The organism is Pseudomonas sp. WS 5079 (genome assembly GCF_012985465.1).
In the GTDB taxonomy this organism is placed as follows: domain Bacteria; phylum Pseudomonadota; class Gammaproteobacteria; order Pseudomonadales; family Pseudomonadaceae; genus Aquipseudomonas.
The window spans coordinates 258,722-277,752 of the sequence record NZ_JAAQWN010000007.1 but is presented as its reverse complement, the minus strand read 5'-3'; the positions used below and the strand labels follow the sequence as shown (position 1 = coordinate 277,752).

General features: G+C 59.1%; 18 protein-coding genes. 11 read left to right on the top strand and 7 right to left on the bottom strand.

Annotated features, from left to right (window positions below; genetic code table 11):
- The first annotated feature begins 55 nt into the window (after positions 1–55).
- Positions 56–958: a LysR family transcriptional regulator gene (locus HBO05_RS20085; RefSeq protein ID WP_172313833.1), complete on the top strand. Its 903-nt coding sequence runs from the start codon at positions 56–58 to the stop codon at positions 956–958.
- A gap of 281 nt (positions 959–1,239) precedes the next feature.
- On the opposite strand, the gene HBO05_RS20080 is transcribed toward HBO05_RS20085, so the two are convergent.
- Positions 1,240–2,202, bottom strand: a complete 963-nt coding sequence (locus HBO05_RS20080; RefSeq protein ID WP_169954058.1) for a bifunctional GNAT family N-acetyltransferase/nucleoside diphosphate kinase regulator — start codon at positions 2,200–2,202, stop codon at positions 1,240–1,242.
- A 720-nt stretch (positions 2,203–2,922) separates the two neighbouring features.
- On the opposite strand from HBO05_RS20080, the gene HBO05_RS20075 reads away from it, so the two are divergent.
- Genes HBO05_RS20075 through HBO05_RS20045 form a run of 7 tightly spaced genes read left to right on the top strand, consistent with a single transcriptional unit; the run spans position 2,923 to position 11,103 of the window.
- A complete protein-coding gene (locus HBO05_RS20075; protein ID WP_169954057.1) occupies positions 2,923–3,948 on the top strand; it encodes a glycosyltransferase in 1,026 nt (341 codons plus the stop codon).
- Complete coding sequence (locus tag HBO05_RS20070; RefSeq protein ID WP_169954056.1) at positions 3,948–5,096, top strand: FAD-dependent oxidoreductase; 1,149 nt, start codon at positions 3,948–3,950, stop codon at positions 5,094–5,096. The genes HBO05_RS20075 and HBO05_RS20070 overlap by 1 nt, the downstream gene beginning before the upstream one ends.
- A complete protein-coding gene (locus tag HBO05_RS20065; RefSeq protein WP_346343162.1) occupies positions 5,053–5,907 on the top strand; it encodes a pyridine nucleotide transhydrogenase in 855 nt (284 codons plus the stop codon). The genes HBO05_RS20070 and HBO05_RS20065 overlap by 44 nt, the downstream gene beginning before the upstream one ends.
- On the top strand, positions 5,904–6,737 hold the full coding sequence (locus HBO05_RS20060; RefSeq protein WP_172313831.1) for a TIM barrel protein: 834 nt from the start codon (positions 5,904–5,906) through the stop codon (positions 6,735–6,737). Before HBO05_RS20065 ends, HBO05_RS20060 begins: the two co-directional genes overlap by 4 nt.
- Positions 6,738–6,739: 2 nt before the next feature.
- A complete protein-coding gene (locus HBO05_RS20055) occupies positions 6,740–7,096 on the top strand; it encodes an SMR family transporter (RefSeq protein ID WP_057440644.1) in 357 nt (118 codons plus the stop codon).
- Positions 7,097–7,107: 11 nt separating this feature from the next.
- Positions 7,108–7,914, top strand: coding sequence for a glycosyltransferase family 2 protein (locus tag HBO05_RS20050; protein ID WP_169954053.1), 807 nt, complete (start codon positions 7,108–7,110; stop codon positions 7,912–7,914).
- Between the two features lie 15 nt (positions 7,915–7,929).
- Positions 7,930–11,103, top strand: a complete 3,174-nt coding sequence (locus HBO05_RS20045; protein ID WP_172313828.1) for a hypothetical protein — start codon at positions 7,930–7,932, stop codon at positions 11,101–11,103.
- Positions 11,104–11,181: 78 nt separating this feature from the next.
- Here the strand turns inward: HBO05_RS20045 and HBO05_RS20040 are convergent, their stop codons facing one another.
- Genes HBO05_RS20040 through HBO05_RS20015 form a run of 6 tightly spaced genes read right to left on the bottom strand, consistent with a single transcriptional unit; the run spans position 11,182 to position 16,868 of the window.
- Positions 11,182–12,114, bottom strand: coding sequence for a phosphatidate cytidylyltransferase (locus tag HBO05_RS20040; RefSeq protein ID WP_170042018.1), 933 nt, complete (start codon positions 12,112–12,114; stop codon positions 11,182–11,184).
- Position 12,115: 1 nt separating this feature from the next.
- A complete protein-coding gene (locus HBO05_RS20035) occupies positions 12,116–12,736 on the bottom strand; it encodes a lysophospholipid acyltransferase family protein (protein ID WP_169954050.1) in 621 nt (206 codons plus the stop codon).
- A gap of 9 nt (positions 12,737–12,745) precedes the next feature.
- Positions 12,746–13,189 (bottom strand): hypothetical protein, encoded by a 444-nt coding sequence (locus HBO05_RS20030; protein WP_169954049.1) that lies wholly within the window; start codon positions 13,187–13,189, stop codon positions 12,746–12,748.
- Positions 13,179–14,477 (bottom strand): phosphatase PAP2/dual specificity phosphatase family protein, encoded by a 1,299-nt coding sequence (locus tag HBO05_RS20025; RefSeq protein ID WP_172313826.1) that lies wholly within the window; start codon positions 14,475–14,477, stop codon positions 13,179–13,181. The genes HBO05_RS20030 and HBO05_RS20025 overlap by 11 nt, the downstream gene beginning before the upstream one ends.
- A 2-nt stretch (positions 14,478–14,479) precedes the next feature.
- A complete protein-coding gene (locus HBO05_RS20020; protein ID WP_172313824.1) occupies positions 14,480–16,234 on the bottom strand; it encodes a bifunctional alpha/beta hydrolase/class I SAM-dependent methyltransferase in 1,755 nt (584 codons plus the stop codon).
- A 10-nt stretch (positions 16,235–16,244) separates the two neighbouring features.
- Positions 16,245–16,868, bottom strand: a complete 624-nt coding sequence (locus tag HBO05_RS20015) for a CDP-alcohol phosphatidyltransferase family protein (protein WP_172313822.1) — start codon at positions 16,866–16,868, stop codon at positions 16,245–16,247.
- Positions 16,869–17,084: 216 nt separating this feature from the next.
- On the opposite strand from HBO05_RS20015, the gene HBO05_RS20010 reads away from it, so the two are divergent.
- The 3 genes from HBO05_RS20010 to HBO05_RS20000 all read left to right on the top strand — a co-directional run bounded on the left by HBO05_RS20010 (position 17,085) and on the right by HBO05_RS20000 (position 19,020).
- Complete coding sequence (locus HBO05_RS20010; RefSeq protein WP_169954045.1) at positions 17,085–17,339, top strand: hypothetical protein; 255 nt, start codon at positions 17,085–17,087, stop codon at positions 17,337–17,339.
- 62 nt (positions 17,340–17,401) lie between these two features.
- The gene (locus tag HBO05_RS20005; protein WP_172313820.1) at positions 17,402–18,247 is read left to right on the top strand and encodes a DUF692 domain-containing protein; all 846 of its coding nucleotides are present in this window, start codon (positions 17,402–17,404) and stop codon (positions 18,245–18,247) included.
- Positions 18,238–19,020: a DNA-binding domain-containing protein gene (locus tag HBO05_RS20000; protein WP_169954043.1), complete on the top strand. Its 783-nt coding sequence runs from the start codon at positions 18,238–18,240 to the stop codon at positions 19,018–19,020. The genes HBO05_RS20005 and HBO05_RS20000 overlap by 10 nt, the downstream gene beginning before the upstream one ends.
- Positions 19,021–19,031 lie beyond the last annotated feature (11 nt).

Below are 19,031 nucleotides of genomic sequence, written 5' to 3'. Positions count from 1 at the left end.
ATGCTTACGCAAAATCATGGTCATATGAAAATGAGCGATTACTCATGGATGAAAAATGACGCTGACCCAATTGGAAATTTTTGTCGCTGTCGCAGAGCGGCGTGGCTTCACCCTCGCAGCCGCCCAACTGAAAATATCCCAATCTGCGGTTTCTCACGCAATAAGGGCTCTGGAGCAGGAGTGGGGTGTTGAACTGCTACTTCGGCATCAAGGCCAGATTGAACTGACAGACATAGGGGCGCGAATCCTTCTACGTGTGCAACCTATGCTTGGTCTGGCGGATGCAATTAGGCAGGATGCCAGCGATGCCCGCGGCATGAAACTTGGCACCCTGCGAATTGGTTCATTTGGCCCAACCTCATCCCAGCTTTTGTTGCCGCGGATTCTTACAGACTACCGCCGCCTTTACCCCAATATTGAAGTTCATGTGAGTGAGGGGCCTGATCGCCAAGTGACGGAATGGTTGTTAGACAGAGAGGTGGACGTAGGGTTTGTCACCTTACCTGAAGCCCAGTTTGATACCTGGCCTTTACTTGAGGACCAAATGGTTGCCTTGCTACCGATTGCGCACCCTCTCGCTTCAAACGAAAGAGTGACATTGGAGGACTTATGTTCTGATCCGTTTGTACTAACCGAGGCTGGTTCAGCCGAACTGGTCTCGCAGCTCTTTGCTGCTGTCAAATTGAAGCCGCGTATTCGCTACAAGACCTCTCAGTTGATGAGTACCTTGGCCGCGGTGGCTCGCGGAGATGGGGTAACGATTGTGGCTGAGTCTTCGTTGCCCGAGGATAGCGAGAAGCTTTATGTGGTCAGGACACTCGATCCGGCAGTCAGGCGCCAAGTCGGAATCGCGGTGCTGGATTGCAGCGAGACTACTGCTGCAGCTCAAGCATTCATTGAGTTGGCAGAGAAGATTTACCGGAGTCGTAAGAGTGATTTGAAGGGAAATGGCTTGTAAAGAGAGAGCCCCTCCGGTCATTTCAATGCTGTCGAGCGGGTTGATTTGCTGCGCGATGCCGTGCTGTAGCCCAGCCTGCCTAGCTGCGCATTACCTTATTCCAATCAATTTCGTATCCAGCATCCTTGAGCGCCCGGCTGAAGGCTTGCTTCCAACCATCGTCGTTGATCGACGTCCAGACCAAGGGCACGGTCTTCAGGATTAAAAACGGTCCCGTTTGGGGCCCCTCGGGGCTCCAAACGACGTCCTTCTCTCCTTATCCCTCTTAGCAAAAGGCGCAATTACAGGTGGAAATCGCCCGCCGCCTCCGGCTGGTAAAGCACTTTCCTGATCTCAATGCGGCGGGTCCGATCAGAAATTCGCCAGTCGATGGCGTCCCCCTCCTGATAGCCCAGGATGGCGGCGCCGATGTCGGAATACACGGAATGCTTCCCTGCGGTGCTGTCCGCGTCTTCAGGGTAAACCAGGGCCACTTCGATCTCTTCTTCGTCCAGTTGCAGCAAGGCCCTGGAGTTCATCGTGACGACATTGCACGCCACCTGCTGCGGTTTGACGACAATGGCTCGCTCAAGCTCATGTTCGAGTTCAACAACGGTCGGGCCTTGCTCGAGCGCGATCAGGCTCTCGAGCCTGGCCTTGTCGATTTCAGTAATGTAGATCCTGGTGGAGTCGCCAGCGGCACCTTCGCGCAAGAGCTGGAGATAGCGCCCCGCCGTCATGGAAAATGACTTCAATGCCGGCGCTTCGCTCTCAAGCACAAAGCCGCTGCGCAGAAAGGCTTTCAGCGAGCGCGCGTTGTCCGGGTGGATCTTGGCGATGAGCTTCTTGGCCCGCATGTCGAGGAAGGCCAGTTTCATGCCTTCGCGGATCGTGCGGGCACCAAGGTTTTGCCCCCACTTGTCGCTGTCTCCGATGACCAGGACTATCTCGCAATCTGAGCCGGTCTTGATCAGACGCACAAAGCCCACCGGGGCGTCATGCCGGTCATAGGCCATGAAGAATCGCCCGCCCCGGTTGAATAGATGGGTCAGGATCGGCGATTGAGTCCGATCGATGGCTTGCTCGATGGAGCGGGAGACATGACGCGAATCGCTCAGATAGCAGGTGACGCGCTCATCCTCCAACCAATCCATCAGCGTCAGCGCGTGGGCCCGAGTAATTTCAGGGCACAGCGAAATGAAAGGCTTGTTCATCTTCATCACACTTACTTGTAAAGGATGGAAGCCCGTCATGGCTTTGGCCATGACGGCTCTTTGGGCAACCGACCATGTTAAGACATAACGCGAGCAATGCCGAACAGCCTGGAGAGGTCGAGCAAATCATCTTTTGCCGAACCCTGTCCCTTGGTCCTACCCTGAGGCTCGCCGTAAGCGGCTCCATCAAGTCTTCCAGAAGTCTCGGTGAGTTGATCTTCCCCATACCCTGAGAGTGCCATATCTTTGCGGGATGTTTTATTTGCGCTGGTCATCCCGATAAGTCCTGGTGCTTGATCTGAGATTAACTACTTACAGCTATCCTGACGGAATACCGCCGACCGACTTGAACAATAGAAATGAATAAACTTTTTAATTAATTAACTGTTTTGAAACGATGGTTTAGTGGACGGCTCAAGATGTTCATTATCCCGGTTTCAAGGCTGGCATAACGCCAGTTCGGCGTCGTTGAGGCGCCTTTTTTTGTGTTATGATCCTGCGCAACTTTGGGCTGGCACCAGGTTCGATAGCGATTGTCTATTTTGCCGCGCCCCAGGTTTTCCTGGCTTGGCCGCTGTTTCGGGCGTGCTTTGAGCCAACTGCTTCAAGGAAGAGCGATTTGAACGTTTGGCAATGGCTACCCCTTCCCGGCAGTGATGATCCTGCGGCTCTGAAACTCTCGGTCAGTGGTGTGAGGTATTCCGGCTATCTATGGCGATCTCGGATAAACGACTCATCCAGTCTTTTAATTAATTTTTGCGAGAGTTGGTGATGGCTTATTTTCCCTGTTTTTTATCTGTCGTTTTTGTCGTTCGTAATCAGGGCGATAAAATAGAAAAAATACTGTCCGAAGCTGCCGAAGTCATTGCGAAAACAGTCAGCGACTATGAGCTGATCGTTGTTGATAACGCGTCCGATGATGACAGTGTCATGGTCTTGAAGGGCCTGACAAGTGAGAAGGGCCTGGCCAACTTGCAGGTCTATGCGCTGACCAAGGAAGTGGACACCGACACAGCGTCCTGGGTCGGCCTGGAAAACGCCTTGGGTGACTATGTCGCGGTCATCGATCCGCTGGTGGACGACATCAACTTCGTCCCCCAGATGCTTGATCAAGCCGTCAGCGGTGCCGATGTGGTCTTTGCCCACAACGAACAAAAGAGCACCCAGAGCCTGGCCTATCGTTGGGCCAACGCGGTGTTCCACAGCATGTACAACCGCTTCAACGGGGTTCATCTTGCCAAGGAAGCGCCTCAGTACCGCATTCTCAGCAAGCGCGTGATCAATTTCATCCTGCAACACCCCCAGCCTTCGATGACGTATCGGCATCTGCCGGCCACCGGTGGTTTTGCCCGGGCCTACCTCAAGTACAGCGCCGTGCCCCAGGCCTCCAGCCCCAAGCGGCTGGGCGACAGTATTGATCGTGGCGTGCGCTTGCTGGTTTCCACCACGCGCGCGCCTATGCGCCTGGTGACCTACCTTTCGCTGTTTGGCGCGGTTGCCAACCTGGTGTACTGCGCCTATGTGATTTCTGTGGGTATCTTCAAGGCTGATGTAGCGCCTGGCTGGATCAGTTTCTCGCTCCAGCAGTCGGGCATGTTTTTCCTGATCTCACTGGTGCTGCTGGTGCTGGGTGAATACATCCTCAACATGGCCAGCCTGTCGAATGAAGGGCCGCTTTACCATGTAGGCCAGGAGTTCACCAGCGCGCGCATGACCCGGCGCGAGAAGCTGAACATTGAAGAGGTAGCACCAGCTTCGGTCGCGCCCAAGGCTCAGCCCAGCGAACGAGTTTCCTGATGTCGAGCGCCCAAGCCAGCCAGCCTGAGCAGGATGCCGTCATCATCGGTGGGGGGTTTTACGGAGCAGCCATTGCGGTCTACCTGGCCAAGCAACGGGGCTTGAAACGGATCCTGTTGGTAGAGCGCGAGCCGGCACTGATGATGCGCGCCAGTTACAACAACCAGGCACGTGTGCATAACGGCTATCACTATCCGCGCAGCTTCACCACGGCCTATCGCAGCCGGGTCAACCTGCCCAAGTTTGTGCAGGACTGGCCGCAGGTGGTCAAGCAGGACTTTACCAAGCTGTACGCCATTGCCCGGCGCAACTCCAAGGTCACGGCCAAGCAGTTCGAGCGTTTTTGCCGGGACATCGGTGCGGACCTCAAACCCGCCGATCCAGCGCTGCGCGACTTGTTCGAACCACGTTTGATCGAAGAAGTATTCCTCGTCGAAGAATATGCGTTCGACACCACTCGCCTGGCAGCCTGGGCGGCTCGCGAGCTGGCAGAAAGCGCTGTGCAGATCCGTTACCAGACACGGGTCACTTCAATTTCCAGGGGCGCCGAGGCGCCTTTGCAGGTGGTCACCCAAACCTCCCAGGGCGAGGAAGCGCTGACGACTTGTCGCTACGTCTTCAACTGTACGTACAGTGGCCTCAATCAGTTTGCGGGTGATTTCGCGGGGGTCAGTACCGGCCTCAAGCAAGAGATCACGGAAATGGCCTTGATGCAGATGCCCGAATCCCTCGAGGGTTTGGGCGTCACGGTGATGGACGGCCCGTTCTTTTCACTGATGCCATTCCCGGCCCGTGGGCTGCATACCTTGTCCCATGTACGCTATACGCCGCACTTGCACTGGAACGATGAAAAAGGCCTCGACCCCTACGAAAAGCTACGGCTTTATGAGCGCGATACACGGGTCGATCGCATGGTCAGGGACGTCGGGCGGTATATCCCCGAAGTGCTCAAGGCCCAACACAAGGATTCGCTGTTCGAGGTCAAGACCATCCTGGTGAAGAACGAAGGGGATGATGGACGCCCGATTCTTTTCGAAAAGCACGCCGAGTTGCCAGGTTGCTTTTCCGTGCTGGGTGGCAAGATAGACAACATTTACGATGTGCTTGAAAAACTGGATACCGAGAGTTTTTCCCATCAAGGTCAATAAAACTTCAGGTTTGGAGCGGAAAAAGATGAATTCGCTTATTGGTTTCTCCGGGTTTGTCGGGGGCACGCTTCTTAAGCAGGCTTGCTTCGAGGACTTGTACCGGTCCACCAACATCGGTGAGATAGAAGGCAAATCCTTCGACCTCGTGGTCTGTGCCGGCGCCCCGGCGCAAAAATGGATTGCCAACCGCGAGCCTGAGGCGGACCGCCAGAAGATCGAAGCACTGATCGCCCATCTGAAAACCATCCAGTGCAAGACTTTCGTGCTGATCAGCACAGTGGATGTGTTCAAAAGCCCTATCGGCGTTGATGAAGACACGCCGGTCGATGAGTCCGGCCTGCATGCCTATGGCCTGCACCGTCGGCTGTTGGAAACCTTCGTTGAAAGTCATTTTCCGAATCACTTGATCGTTCGCCTGCCGGGGCTCGTCGGGCCTGGATTGCGTAAAAACGTGATTTTTGACTTCCTCAACGACAATAACCTGCAGGCGATCGATAGCCGGGGCGTGTTCCAGTTCTACCCGATGATCAACTTGTGGTACGACATCCAGACCGCACTCGAGGCGGGGCTCAAGCTGGTCCACCTGACTGCCCAGGCAGTGAGTGTCGCCGACATTTCGCAGAAGGGCTTCGGCAAGCCTTTCACCAATACCCTGGCCAATGCGGCTGCTACCTATGACATGCAGACCAAGCATGCGCAGCTGTTTGGCGGCACTGGGCGCTATCAGTACAGCGCTCGCGAAACCGTGCAGGCCGTACGGGCCTATGCGCAGTCGGAGCCGCTCAAGGCCGCATCGGGAGCACAGGCATGAGGCTGGCGATTTCCAATATCGCGTGGGAAACCACCGAGGACGAAGTCATCGCTGAACTGCTTGCGCGCTTTGCCGTGGATGCGATTGATATTGCACCGGGCAAATACTTCCCCGAGCCTGCCAAGGCCACGGACGCAGAGATTGCGCGGGTCAAGGACTGGTGGGCGCAACGTGGTATTGCATTGACCGGCATGCAGGCACTGTTGTTTGGCACGACGGGCCTGAATGTCTTCGGCTCCGTACAAAGCCAGGCGGCCTTGCTGCAACACCTGGCGGGCGTGTGCCGCATTGGCGCAGGCCTGGGTGCGACACGGATTGTATTTGGCTCGCCAAAGAACCGTGATCGCAGTGGTTTGACCGACCAGCAGGCGCAGGATGGCGCTGTGGCGTTCTTCCGGCAATTGGGCGATATCGCCCAGGCGAGCGGTGTGACGATCTGCCTGGAGCCCAACCCCACCTGCTACGGGGCGAACTTCATGACCAACAGTGCACAAACCGCAGTGGTGGTGCGGGCAATCGACCACCCGGCGATCCGCATGCAACTGGATACCGGGGCGCTTGCGATCAACGGTGAAGACCCATTCACCGTGCTTGAGGATTGTGCCGAGTTGATCGGGCATATCCACGCCAGTGAACCAGACCTGCTCCCGCTGGGTGACGGCGGTACTGACCATGAAAAAATGGCACGTGCCGTAGCCCGCTACTTGCCCGGGCATGTGGTCACCATTGAGATGGTGGCGACCAAGACCGAAGCCCATGCGCAATCGATCGAGCGTGCGCTGCAGGTTGCCCGCCAGCATTACCGCGCCTGCGACGAGGTGACGGCATGAGCATCAAATGGATCATCTTGATCCTCGGTATCTTGTCGAACGCCTCCGCCAGCGTCCTGGTGAAGATGGCGATGATGCCCCCGCGCAAATTCCCTTCCTTGAGCGACCCGATGGCGGCACTCAGCAACTGGCCGTTCTGGGTCGGGCTGGTCCTGTATGGTGCTGCGTTCCTGCTTTATGCCGCAGCATTGGCCCGTTTGCCGCTGAACGTGGCACACCCGGTCCTGACGGCCGGGGCTATCGCGACGGTCGCCCTGTTTTCCCTGCTGTTTTTCCGTGAGTCCTTCCACTGGACCACGGGAGTCGGCATCGCCCTGGTTATTGCTGGCGTAGGGCTGATCACAGCTCGCGTCGTTTGATGGAAATTAAAATGACTTCTTCTGATATTGCTCCCGATGTACGTGCCGGCTGGCAGGTACCGTCCTATGACACGCCACTCTGGCTAGGTCGCCAGCACCCCTGGTGCGTGGTCATTCCGGTCATCAACGAAGGCGACCGGATCAAGAACCTGCTCGCCCGTATGGCGGCGTTCAACATCGCAGACATGGCCGACATCATCATCGTCGATGGTGGCAGTTCTGATGGCTCGCTTGAGTTGCAATCACTGCAACAGGTGGGTGTGCGCGGCCTGCTGGTCAAGACTGCCCCGGGCAAGTTGAGCGCGCAGTTGCGCTGCGCCTACGCCTTCGCCCTGGACCAGGGCTACGAAGGTATCGTGACCATCGATGGCAACGACAAGGATGACCCAGAGGCCATCCCGCGCTTTATCGAAGCGCTGCAGCAGGGTGTGGATTTTGTCCAGGCTTCGCGTTTTGTCCAGGGCGGTGTTGCCGAGAACACCCCCAAGTCCCGCGATTTTGCTATCCGTTTTATCCATGCGCCGATGCTGAGCCTATTTTCCGGCTTCAAGTGGACAGATACCACCCAGGGCTTTCGTGCCTACAGCCGCAAGATGCTGATTGATCCGAAGATGGCGATCTTCCGTGATGTGTTCGATACCTACGAGCTGCTTGCCTACCTGTCGTATCGCGCGCCGAAACTGGGCTATCGCTGCGTAGAACTGGCGACCGTGCGCCGCTACCCCCAAGGTGAAGTGCCTACCAAGATCAGTAGCGTAAAAGGCAATCTTTCGGTGCTGGCGGTATTGTTCCGAGCCTGTTTTGGCAAGTACAACTAAAGATCTGGTAGTGAAATGTTCAAGCATCTGGAAATGAATGAAAGGGTTTCTTCGGTGCTTGCGTGTGTGGTTATCACGGCGTTTGCACTGTTGTTATGTCTGGGTATCTCGACCGCACCCAAGTATGCCGACTTCATCGTGGGCTACATCAGTTGGACCGCAGATACCAAGTTTCAGGACCAGGTGGTTGCTCCAGTATTCATCGCCGTTCTTTTCTGTGCGTTGCTGTTTTTTACCTCCTTGATGGGGCGCCAGAAGAAACAATTCGGTAGCGACAGCGCACTGGTTTTATCCAACCAATGGTTGTGGTGGTCGCTCCCTGCGATTACCGCTATTGCATGCATGGTGCTTGGCACGGATTTCGAGCCGAAAGTCCTCTACTGCTCGGTGTTTGGTGTCTCGTTTATCGCTTTGGCAGCCATGGTTGGCGCGGTCAAAAAAATCAATGTGGACCCTCGGATATTCGGCCTGGGGGCGCTCGGTATCCTGTTGCTGGCGCTGGTACAGCTGGAGGTGGTGTTGGCGCTGGGCCGCGCGCCAGCTGCCTGGAGCGATGGGGTTGAGTTGTCCAGATACGCCAAGCCCACCTATGGGATAGCCATCGTCGGATGGATCCTGGGTATGGCATACATTGTGTGGAGCCCCAAGGGTTTTGCGCGAATTGCCCCATGGCTGTTGATGGCTGGTCAATTGGGTCTGTCGACCTTTTACCTGACGCTGTATCCCGCTCGCATACAAGAGCCAGATGGCAGTATTTCCAAATACGAGACCACGGTCTGGTTGAAGATACTGGTTATCGGAATGCTGGTTTGGGGCGTGGTGGATGTACTGCGGCGTTTGCGTCGGTATACATCAACCAGTGACATTGCCACGCTGCTTTCGCCTATCGCGTTTTTCGGCTTGCTGGTGGGCTTGAAAATGGGCACGACCATTTTCCCCAACATCAGCGCCGACGATTATCACTTCGGTGAAAGCTTGTTGGGCTGGTGGTCCTATATGCAGGGGGCTATTCCCTATATTGATTACGTTCCTGCCCACGGCATCATCGGCGATGACCTGACCCAGTTCTTATCATTTGTGTTTTATGACGGTTCTGCCGGCAGCATTATTCATGTCGGTAACCTCAGCATCGCGCTGTTGTCTTTTGCCGCCTTCCTGTCGCTCTACTATTTTTCGCGCAGTATCGGGTTGGCGTTTGCCGCCATCTTCTTCCTGACGGCCAATATTATCTGGCTGTTTCTGATCCCGTTTCTCTGCCTGTGGTTGAGCCCGTCGTTGCGCCAGCGTCCCGAGCGCTGGCTGCTGGTCTGGATGATCACGGCGCCGCTGGTAGTCCTCGGAATCCCGCCACAAGGGCTGCTGCTTGCGGCGGCGTCTGGGGTGATGGCTGCTTATTACGCCTGGCACCTCTGGAAAGCTCCACGCCCCCGCAAGCTGAAGGGCATTCTGATTACAGGTGTAGTGCTACTGGTGTTGGCGGTGGTTACGCCCGCGGGGATCATGCTGTTGGGGGCTATCCGTTATGTCCTGGAAAATGGCCCTATCAACCAGGTTGCCTACGGCGTGCCATGGGCGTTGAGCTGGGAGGCCGCGCGCAAAGGCTTTGTGTTTGAAGCCTTGCGCATGTCCTGGATCGCTATTCCTCTGGCGTGCCTGATGTTGGTACATCGCTGGTTCCAGACACCCGAGCGTCGTCTCGACACCTTGCTGCCATTGCTGGTGGTGTTCCTCTTTGCGCTGTTGTTGATCCCTTATTCGATGGGACGCGTCGACCCAGGCGGTATGTCTCGTCCGGGGTTGGCGGCGAGTTTCGGCTGGGCGATCCTGTTGCCTGTCGCGTGTTGGGGCATGCTCAGTGCGCGCAATAAAGTGGTTATGGTTGTCCTGGCTGCGAGCATGAGCGCATCCCTGGGGTTCTCGCCGGTATCGATCAATAACCTGGTCAAATCCACTACGGCTGTTATCAGCACTCAAGGGTTGGGAATCAGTGATGGCGCCGCTGCAGGCCTGCCGAATATCGGCCGCTCCTTTGTACAGCCTTTTCACTGGGACAGGCTGACCCGTTTGTCGCGAGTATTGGCGGACAATGTTCCGGCTGGCGAAACCTATCTGGACCTGACTTCCCGCAACGCCCAGTACTTCTACCTGGGTTATCGGCCCCTGCTGCCGGTCACTGCGGCGTACAACATGGTGTCGCCAGCCCAGCAGTTGCGGGCTATCGAGACCCTCAAACAAGACCTGCCGACCATCGCCTTGCTGGAAGGGATGAACATCATCCACGACGGCGGCGGCCTGGCGCTGCGTAATCCGTACCTGTATCGGTTCGTTGTCGATCACTACGACCCGGTCTATGTGGATGGCTTCATTCTCGGGCGTAAAAAGGGCAGCGCCTCGGCGCCAGTCACCAGTATCGAAATACCCCTGATGGACTTCACCGATGCGAACTGGAGCCACGGCATCAATCGCACTGTCGCAGCGCTCTATGTGTCCGATCCGGGTATGTTGGCGGCGTTGAAGGTGGGTGATCAGATTCAGGTCAACCAGAGCGAGATTCGCCGGATTCGCGAGATACGTGCCGCGGGTCAAAGCATATGGCTGGAGGGCCCGGCGTTGCAGGTTTCCGACGCTGACCCGATCAGCCACCCACGCTTGATCGAACCTCGCCCCGAAGCGATAGCCGAGTACCAGGCAGCCTTGCTGCAGCGCGCTTTTGCATCACCGGACCTGAAGAAAATCCCGGTTGCCTGGGGCCGTTCCCAAGTCTCCCTGAACAACAAGATGGCACTGATCAACAGTCTGGATGACGTAAAGCCGAGCCTCAATCAATTGGTGGCACAAGAAAGCAGCTACCGAGTGGATGGCGGTGATCCGTCGATGAGTTTCGATCTTGCGGCGCTGAATCTGTCTGGTCACGACGCTGGCCTGCTCAAGTTCGAGTTCCGCTGCTCCGGCCGCACCGCCGAGCCGCGTATGCAGGTGTTCTGGTGGGGGGATGGGCAGCAGGGGCCGTTCGAGGCCTCCAGCGTTCGTTTCAATGCAGAGGACGGGACGTTGATCGTGCCACTGGATGCGTCACCGCGCTGGTTGACGTTGCAGCATGTGAAGGGCATCCGGATTGATCTGGACAATGCCGGCGCTTGCAGCAGTTTCAAGGTCGATAACCTGGGGCTCTACCAGCGACAGCACTGATGTAAGGTGCTCGCAACCCACAAGACCCGATGTCCCTGGCGGACATCGGGTCTTGTCGTTTCAGTCCTGTGGGGTGCTTCAGGTCCACCAATACCGCACCAGATGAAAGAAAATCGGCGCCGCAAAACACACTGAATCCAACCGATCCAGCATCCCGCCGTGACCTTCGATCATATGTCCCCAATCCTTCACGCCTCGGTCGCGCTTGATCGCCGACATCACAATCCCGCCGGCAAAGCCCAGCAGGTTGATCAGCAGTGCAATCAGGAAGGACTGCCAGGGGTTGAACGGGGTGGTCCACCACAGCGCTGCGCCGATCAGGGAGGACAGCAGGATCCCGCCGACAAAGCCTTCGACGGTTTTCGACGGTGACAGGTTGGGCGCGATCTTGTGTTTGCCGAACAGTTTGCCGCACACGTACTGCAATACATCCGAGAGCTGCACCACGATCACCAGGTAGGCGATCAGCAGCAGGTTGCGGCCCTCGTAGCCGACGATATCGAGGGTCAGCAGCGCAGGCACGAAGGACACGCAGAACACCGCGATCATCAGCCCCCATTGCACTTTCGATGCGCGCTCCAGGAAGTGCGTGCTGTCGCCGCCCAGCGACGCCAGGATGGGCAGCAGCAGGAACACGTAGACCGGGATAAAGATCGAGAACAGGCCGTACCAGTCAAAGTAGATCAGCAGGTATTGCAGGGGCAGCGCCAGGTAGAACGCGGCGACCAGTGCCGGGTAGTCGCTGCGGCGGGTGGGCGTGAGGGTGAGGAATTCGCGCAGGGCGTAGAACGATACGGCGTAGAACAGCAGGATCACCGCGCCGGTGCCGAGCCAGAAGGCGATGCCGATCACCACCACCATCACCCACCAGGCATTGATGCGGGCGTTGAGGTTGTCGATCACCGCGTTGGCTGTGCCACGGGTGCGCAGCTTGAGGATTAGGCCGATCAGCGAGGCGAGCACCAGGATCATGCCGATGCCGCCGAACAACATCAGGGTTTGGCTATCCATGTCAGGAATGCTCCGGGGCGAGGGCGAGCAGGGCGTCGCGGCTGCGGGCGAGAAACAGGGCCTTGTCTTCACCGTCCTGCAATTGCAGCGGTGCGCCGAAGCTGGTGGTGCACAGCAGCGGCAGCGGTAGCACCCGGCCCTTGGGCATCACACGGTTGAGGTTGGCGATCCACACTGGGATCAATTGCGCCTGTGGATAACTTTTTGCCAGGTGATACAGGCCGCTCTTGAAGGGCAACAGGCCATCTTCGAGGTTGCGTGTGCCTTCAGGGAAAATGATCAGCGAATCGCCCTGTTCCAGGGCCTCGAGCATCGGTTGCAAGGGGTTATCCACAGGGTCTTTGCGCTCGCGGTCGATCAGCACGCCGTTGAACACCCGGTTGATGATGTAGCGGCGCAAGGCGCTCTTGTTCCAGTAGTCGGTGCCGGCCACCGGGCGCGTGGCTTTGCGCAGGTTCTGCGGCAACGACGCCCACAGCAGCACGAAGTCGCCGTGGCTGCTGTGGTTGGCAAAGTAGATGCGCTGCACCGGTTCCGGGGCGCAGCCCAGCCACAGGCTGCGGGCACCGGTCACTGTGCGGGCCATGGAGGTAATCAGGGTCGCGACCACGGGTTCGAACATGAGGATTCCTTATCCGGCGAAGGGCAGCCACGGGCTGGCCAGGATGACGGCCAATGTCAGTAACACTTGCGCGCCCAGCAGGTAGGCCTGTTTGCGCAGCAATTTGAGGGCACCACGCCGACGTTCGGTCCAGGGGCGGCTGGGGCGATTGGCAGGTTGCAGGCTCAGGGCCTGCAGGGTCTGGTCCAGTTCGGCGGTACGTTCTATGTCCTTGGCCATCAGCGCAAACAGGTCGGCGTCGAAGGCCACCCGCAGCGCCCAGTACTTTTGCAGCAGCCCGAGGATAATCATCCACAGACTGAGCAGCAGGCAGATCGGCGTGATACTGACCATCAACAATTGCGCCAGGCCAAACAGCACCCCGAGCAAGGTCAGGCCTGTGGATAACTGATCCAGCGAACGGCCGCGGCGCAGTAGGCTGGCGACTACCTGAAGGTGCATGTCAGCGGGCATAAGGCAGTGCTCCCAAGGCTTGACGGTGATTGGCGTGCAGGACCACATCCGGCCGTGCTGTACGAATAATAGCCAGTGCCTCGTCTACCGTGCTCGCCCGCCCGCTGTGCAGCAGCCATGCCGCCACGGCGCTGGCACTGCGCGAGTAGCCGAGGGCGCAGCACACCAGCAACGGCCCGTGTTCGCGCAAGCGCTCAATGGCTTGGGCCGCCTCCAGGCACTGTGCCGGTGTGGGGGCAGTCAGGTCGAGGACGGGCAGGGCATGGTAAGCGCGGCCTTGTGGATAAACAGGCAACTCGGCACACAGATCGACCACCGCATTGAATGAACTCAGCTGTGCTGGCGTCGGAATTCGCCCCAACCACACGTTATCCACAACCCGGTCAGGCTGTGGATGCTTGCGCGTCCACAGCCGCGAGTTGAGCCACGCCGCCGCGAGGTAAGGCGCATACAGCCAGCGTGCTGCAGGGCTGAGGCGGCCATCGGCGCGTTTCTGAAAGCCTGCGGCGCCCAGCAGCCAGTAATTGAGCGCCACCAGCAACACCGCGACGGCAGGCCACAGCAGCCATAACCAGGCGCCGCCCCCGGTAAAGGCCGCTATCGCCAGCACCATGGCGCCCGTGGCGTAACGTAAACCCAGGCGCCAGCGTTTCGGGTCTTTGGCCAGGCGCGCATGCAACAGCGGGCTTGGATGATCCACCGGCCAGAGCCACACGCACAGCCAGCCGGCCAGGGCGCCTGTGGGTAAGTCGATAAAGTGATGTTGGTACGTGGTCAGCACCGAAACACCAATCAAAGCGAACCAGCCATGCACCAGCCAGCGCCACAGGCCTTGGCTATGCCGCTGGTACATGACCCACAGGATCACCAGCAAAGCGATATGCAGCGACGGCGCCTGGTTGAACGGTTTGTCGAACCCCGCCAGCACTGCGAACAGCCAGCCGAACACGCCGTCCATTTCAGGACGCTCAAAGGTGAACCGCAACGGCCAGAGCAGGAAGCAGCTCACGGCAATCACTTGGGCACTGAGCAGGCGCAGGGCATGTTGCTTGAGCTCATGGTGACTGTTGGGCAGCAACAGGGAGAAGCCGTAGAGCAGGTCGATCGACCAGTAGGGCACGATGGTCCAGGCCCAGAACGGCATATGGGTTTCCCAGCCGAACACCAGGGTGCCGACATCGCTGCGCTGGCTGGTGACCCAGGTGGCAAAGCCGTAGGTGCTGAAAAACAGCGGCGCCAGAAGCAGCAGCCACAGCAACGCTGGTTTGAAGAGGCCCGGTTCGCGCATGGTCAGATCTTCTGCGCCAGCGACACGCTGAAGATGCCCCATTCATCCACACGATGGGTGATCTTGCGAAAGCCTGCCGCTGCCACCAGTTGATCCATCTCTGCCTGGCTGCGACGGCGCATCACCCAGGCCTGGCCCTGGCGATGGCTGGTCAGGGCACGGGCGATCAGTTCCAGTTGCGGGTGCCACGGTTGGCCGGTGTACACCAGGTAGCCCCCGGGCTCCACGGCTTCGGCCAGGCCGGCGAGGGAGCCGCCGACCATGGCGTTATCGGCAAACAGCTCATACAGCCCGGACACCACCGCCAGCGTCGGCGTGGGCGCCAGCGCTGCGAGGTCGGCCCGGTCGAAGGCATCGCCTTTGACGAACTGCGCAATATCCCCCAGGCCTTTCTCGCGAATCAGCGCGCCACCGTCGCGCACGTTGATATCGCTGTAGTCGCGCAACAGGATCGATTCGGGCAGTGGAGAAACGCCCTGCAAGGCTTCCAGAATGTACCGACCGTGCCCAGCGGCGATGTCGACGATGCGCACCTCGCGCCCGTCGTCGCGCAGCTTGGCCATGGCCAGGCGCAGCAACTCTTCAACGTGCAGTTTGCGCTGGCGGATCCCGCGCCAGCCGATGGAGTTCAGGTAGTTGGTGTCGATCATCCGCCCCAGCGCGCCTTTGCCGGTGGGGGTGTTGCGGTACACGTAGTCCAGGGTGCTGCCCGAGTCGAAACCGGTGTCGAAGCCCAGCTTCACCCCCTCGGACAACTTGCGGCCCAGGCCCATGCTGGCGCGGGTCATGCGCCAGTACAGGTCACGCAGGGAGTTGCGCGGCAGCGGCGCGGCGAGGGATTCGGATTCGGCGCAGGTCGCGCCGATCTTGTCGGCGTCCAGCAGGCTGGCGCGGTCCAGCGGGTGGGCAAAGTTTTGCAGGATAAAACGCCTGGCGCTGGCCAGTGCCACGGCGCGGTCCCGTTCGCCGAGGGTGTCGTGGAAAAAGCCGGGCAGGATGTGCAGTTCCTTTTTCAGGCTGCCAAGGCGCTCGAAGAACTGTTGCTGGGGTTTGCGATGCACCACGAAGTCCGAGCCGGAGATCAACAGCTGGGTCGGCACCTGGATCGCCTGGGCATCGGCGACCACACGGTCGGCCGCTTCGTACAGGCCCAGCAGCACATTCACCGAGATCGCCTTGGTGATCAGTGGGTCAGTGTCGTAGGACGCAACGCGCTCTGGGTCATGGCTGAGGAACTTGGCCTTGACGTAGCTGTTGACGAAAAAGTTGCCGCGAAAGCGCCGCATCAACTCCAGGCCCGGGCGGGCGAAGGGCACGTAGAGCTTGACCTTGAACGCCGGGGAGGCGAGCACCAGGCCGCGGATGTTCGGCGCGTAGTCGTGGACCCAGGTGGCGGCAATCACCGCGCCGACGCTCTGGGCGATGACCGCGAGGTTTTCTGCCTCGATGCCATAGGTGGCGCCGATATGGTCGCAGAAGGTCTGCACGTCCCGCGCGCTGGTGGCAAAGCTCGGGCTGTCGCCACGCTCGCCGGGGGACTGGCCGTGGCCACGGGCGTCCCAGGCGAAGAAATCGAAGTGCGGCAGGTCCAGTTCATCCACCAGGTGCGCAATGCGCCCCGAATGCTCGTGGCCTCGATGGAACAGCAGGATCGCCTGGCGTGGCTCGGGCCCGGCGGCGCTGGTCGCGGGCCAATGCCGATAAAAAAGCGCTACGCCGTCGTGGGTGCTGAAGGTGTGCTGTTGCTGTTCGCGCATCGCAAGATCCTTATGCCGTCGGAGGGATGTCTGGTTGTTCTTTGAGGCCCTGGCGTACACGGTTGACCAGGGTGTAGGCGAGCAAGGCCGCCACCAGCCACATCACCCCGTCGACCCAGCCGGCACCGAGCCAGCCCAGGGCCACGCCAGTGGCCAGTACGCCGAGGACGAACGCCCGATCACTCTTGCCCATGGGCCCGTCATAGCGTCGCGATGCGCCGACCATCGGCCCGAGCACACCGGCGTACTCGCTGAACACCGCCAGCAGTGTCACCAGCAACACCGGCGCCAGGCCGACCCCGGGGATCAGCGCAAACGGCAGGATCAGCGCGCTGTCGGCGATCACATCGCACAGTTCATTGAGGTAGGCGCCCAGGCGTGACTGTTGGCCGAATTCCCGGGCGAGCATGCCGTCGATGGCATTGAGGGCCATGCGCAGGATCATCCACAGCGGGATCAATGCGAACACCCAGGCGTGCTGGGCGAAACCGGCGATCAGCAGGCCCACCAGCAGCGACACGATGCCCGCCAGCACGGTGATCTGGTTGGCGGTGGTGCCGTTGTCATACAGGCGCTGCACCAGGGGCCGCAGCAGGTTCTGAAAGCGCGGTTTGAGCTGATAGATCGAAATCATGAGAGTGACGCTTCCTTGTCCGTGATCCCGCGAAAAAGCTGCTGCGAGTGTGACGATAAATCGCGGTGCGCACTAGTGATGGCTCCTACATGGATTCAGGAAACCAGGAAAATTTTCACAGCGCTGTAACGCCCCTCCGGCACCTCACTCTAGTGCTGTGTCGGGACTGAACAAACCGTTTAGCCGACCCCCTACAGACCCATGAGGAATACCACAATGAACTTCAAGAACGCTGTTTCCGGTGCTGCCCTGGCCATCGCTGCCGCCACGCTGTTTGCCGGTGTCGCGACCCAGGCACAAGCCGCCGATGAAGCGAATGTGCACTGCTATGGCGTGACCTCCTGCAAAGGCATGAACGATTGCAAGACCGCTGAAAACGCCTGTAAAGGCCAGGCTGTCTGCAAGGGCCATGGTTTCAAGGCCATGACCAAGGCTGCTTGTGATGCAGCTGGCGGCAAAGTCGGCGAATAACCGCGAATACGTGATCCCGCAGCGGTGTGCACGTCGCTGCGGACACTTTCCAGGAGTTCGTCATGTCGGCATCGGTTCCTTGCCTGGGCTACGGCCTGGGACTACGCAGCACTTACTATCAGCAGATTATCGAGCAGTCGCCGGCGGTGGACTGGTTCGAAATCGTCTCCGAGAATTATCTGGTCCAGGGCGGCAAAGCCCTGTACTACCTGGACGCCATCGCCGAGCGCTATCCGCTGGTGATGCATGGCGTGTCCCTGTCCATCGGCGGGCCCCATGCCCTCGATAGGGACTACCTCACGCAACTCAAGCAATTGGCCGACCGGGTCAAGCCGGCGTGGGTGTCCGATCACCTGTGTTGGAGCCGGGGCAACGCCCATCAGTTGCATGACTTGTTGCCGCTGCCCTACACCGAAGAAAGCCTCTACCACGTTGCTACCCGCGTGCGGCAGGTGCAGGAGGTGCTGCAGCGGCCGCTGGTGCTGGAAAATGTCTCCAGCTATGTGCGCTCAAAGGCCGATGAGTTTACCGAGTGGGAGTTTCTCAGCGCCTTGAGCCACCTCAGTGGTTGCGAGCTGCTGTTGGACGTGAATAACGTGTATGTCAGCTCGCGCAATCATGGCTTCGATGCCTGGACCTTTATCCGCAACCTGCCGCCGCACAGCATCCGCCAACTGCATTTGGCCGGGCATATGGACTACGGCGACTACGTGGTCGATACCCATGACCACCCGGTATGCGATCCGGTGTGGCAGCTGTTTCAACAGACCCTGGAACACCTGGGGCCGGTGGCGACGTTGTTGGAGCGCGATGACCATTTCCCGCCGTTTGCCGAGTTGCTCGACGAACTGGGCAAGGCCCGTGAGCTGGGGGCTGGCGCCCTGGCCCGGAGGTCGCTATGCGCTTGATCGATTGGCAACTGGCATTTGAACGGCATCTATTGGCAGACACCGACGCCAGCGGCTTTGCCAGCACCTTGATCGGTGGCCCGACCCTGGATGTCGACACGGGCCTGGCGATCTATCACCACGCCTATCGGGCCCGTTTACTGGAAGTGATGCAGGGGGATTTCCCGGCTGTGTGGCACTGGCTGGGGGATGAGGAGTTTGCCGGGCTGGTAGCGGCCTATGTGCAGCGATATCCATCGGCGCATTTCAGCTTGCGCTGGTTGGGGCAACGGTTTGCAGGCTTTATCGGCGAGCATCTGGTCGCCGAACAAAGCGCGCCGCTGGCAGAGCTGGCGTGCCTGGAATGGGCCTTTACCCTGGCGTTTGATGCGTCCCCCGGCCAACCCCTGAGCCTGCACGACATGGCGCAACTGGCGCCTGAAGATTGGCCGGTGTTGCAGGTCGAGTGGGTGCCGGCGGTACAGCAAGTGTTGTGTCGCTTCAACAGCCTGGAGATCTGGCGCGGGGTCAAGGCACAGGCGACGTTTCCCGGCAGCCAGCCGTTGTCGTTGGCCCAGGTGTGCCTGATCTGGCGTGACCAGCAGGTGTGCCGCTTCCGTAGCCTGGAGCCCGCCGAGGCTTATGCCCTGGCCGGGATGGCCGACGGCGGTTGGAGTTTTTCAGAACTGTGCGCCGAATTGGCAGTCACTTATCAAGAGGGCGCGCCGCTACAAGCTGTCACGTGGTTGAAACAGTGGGTTGAGGACGGTTTGCTGCAACGTCGGGCACCATAGAAGGCGGCTAT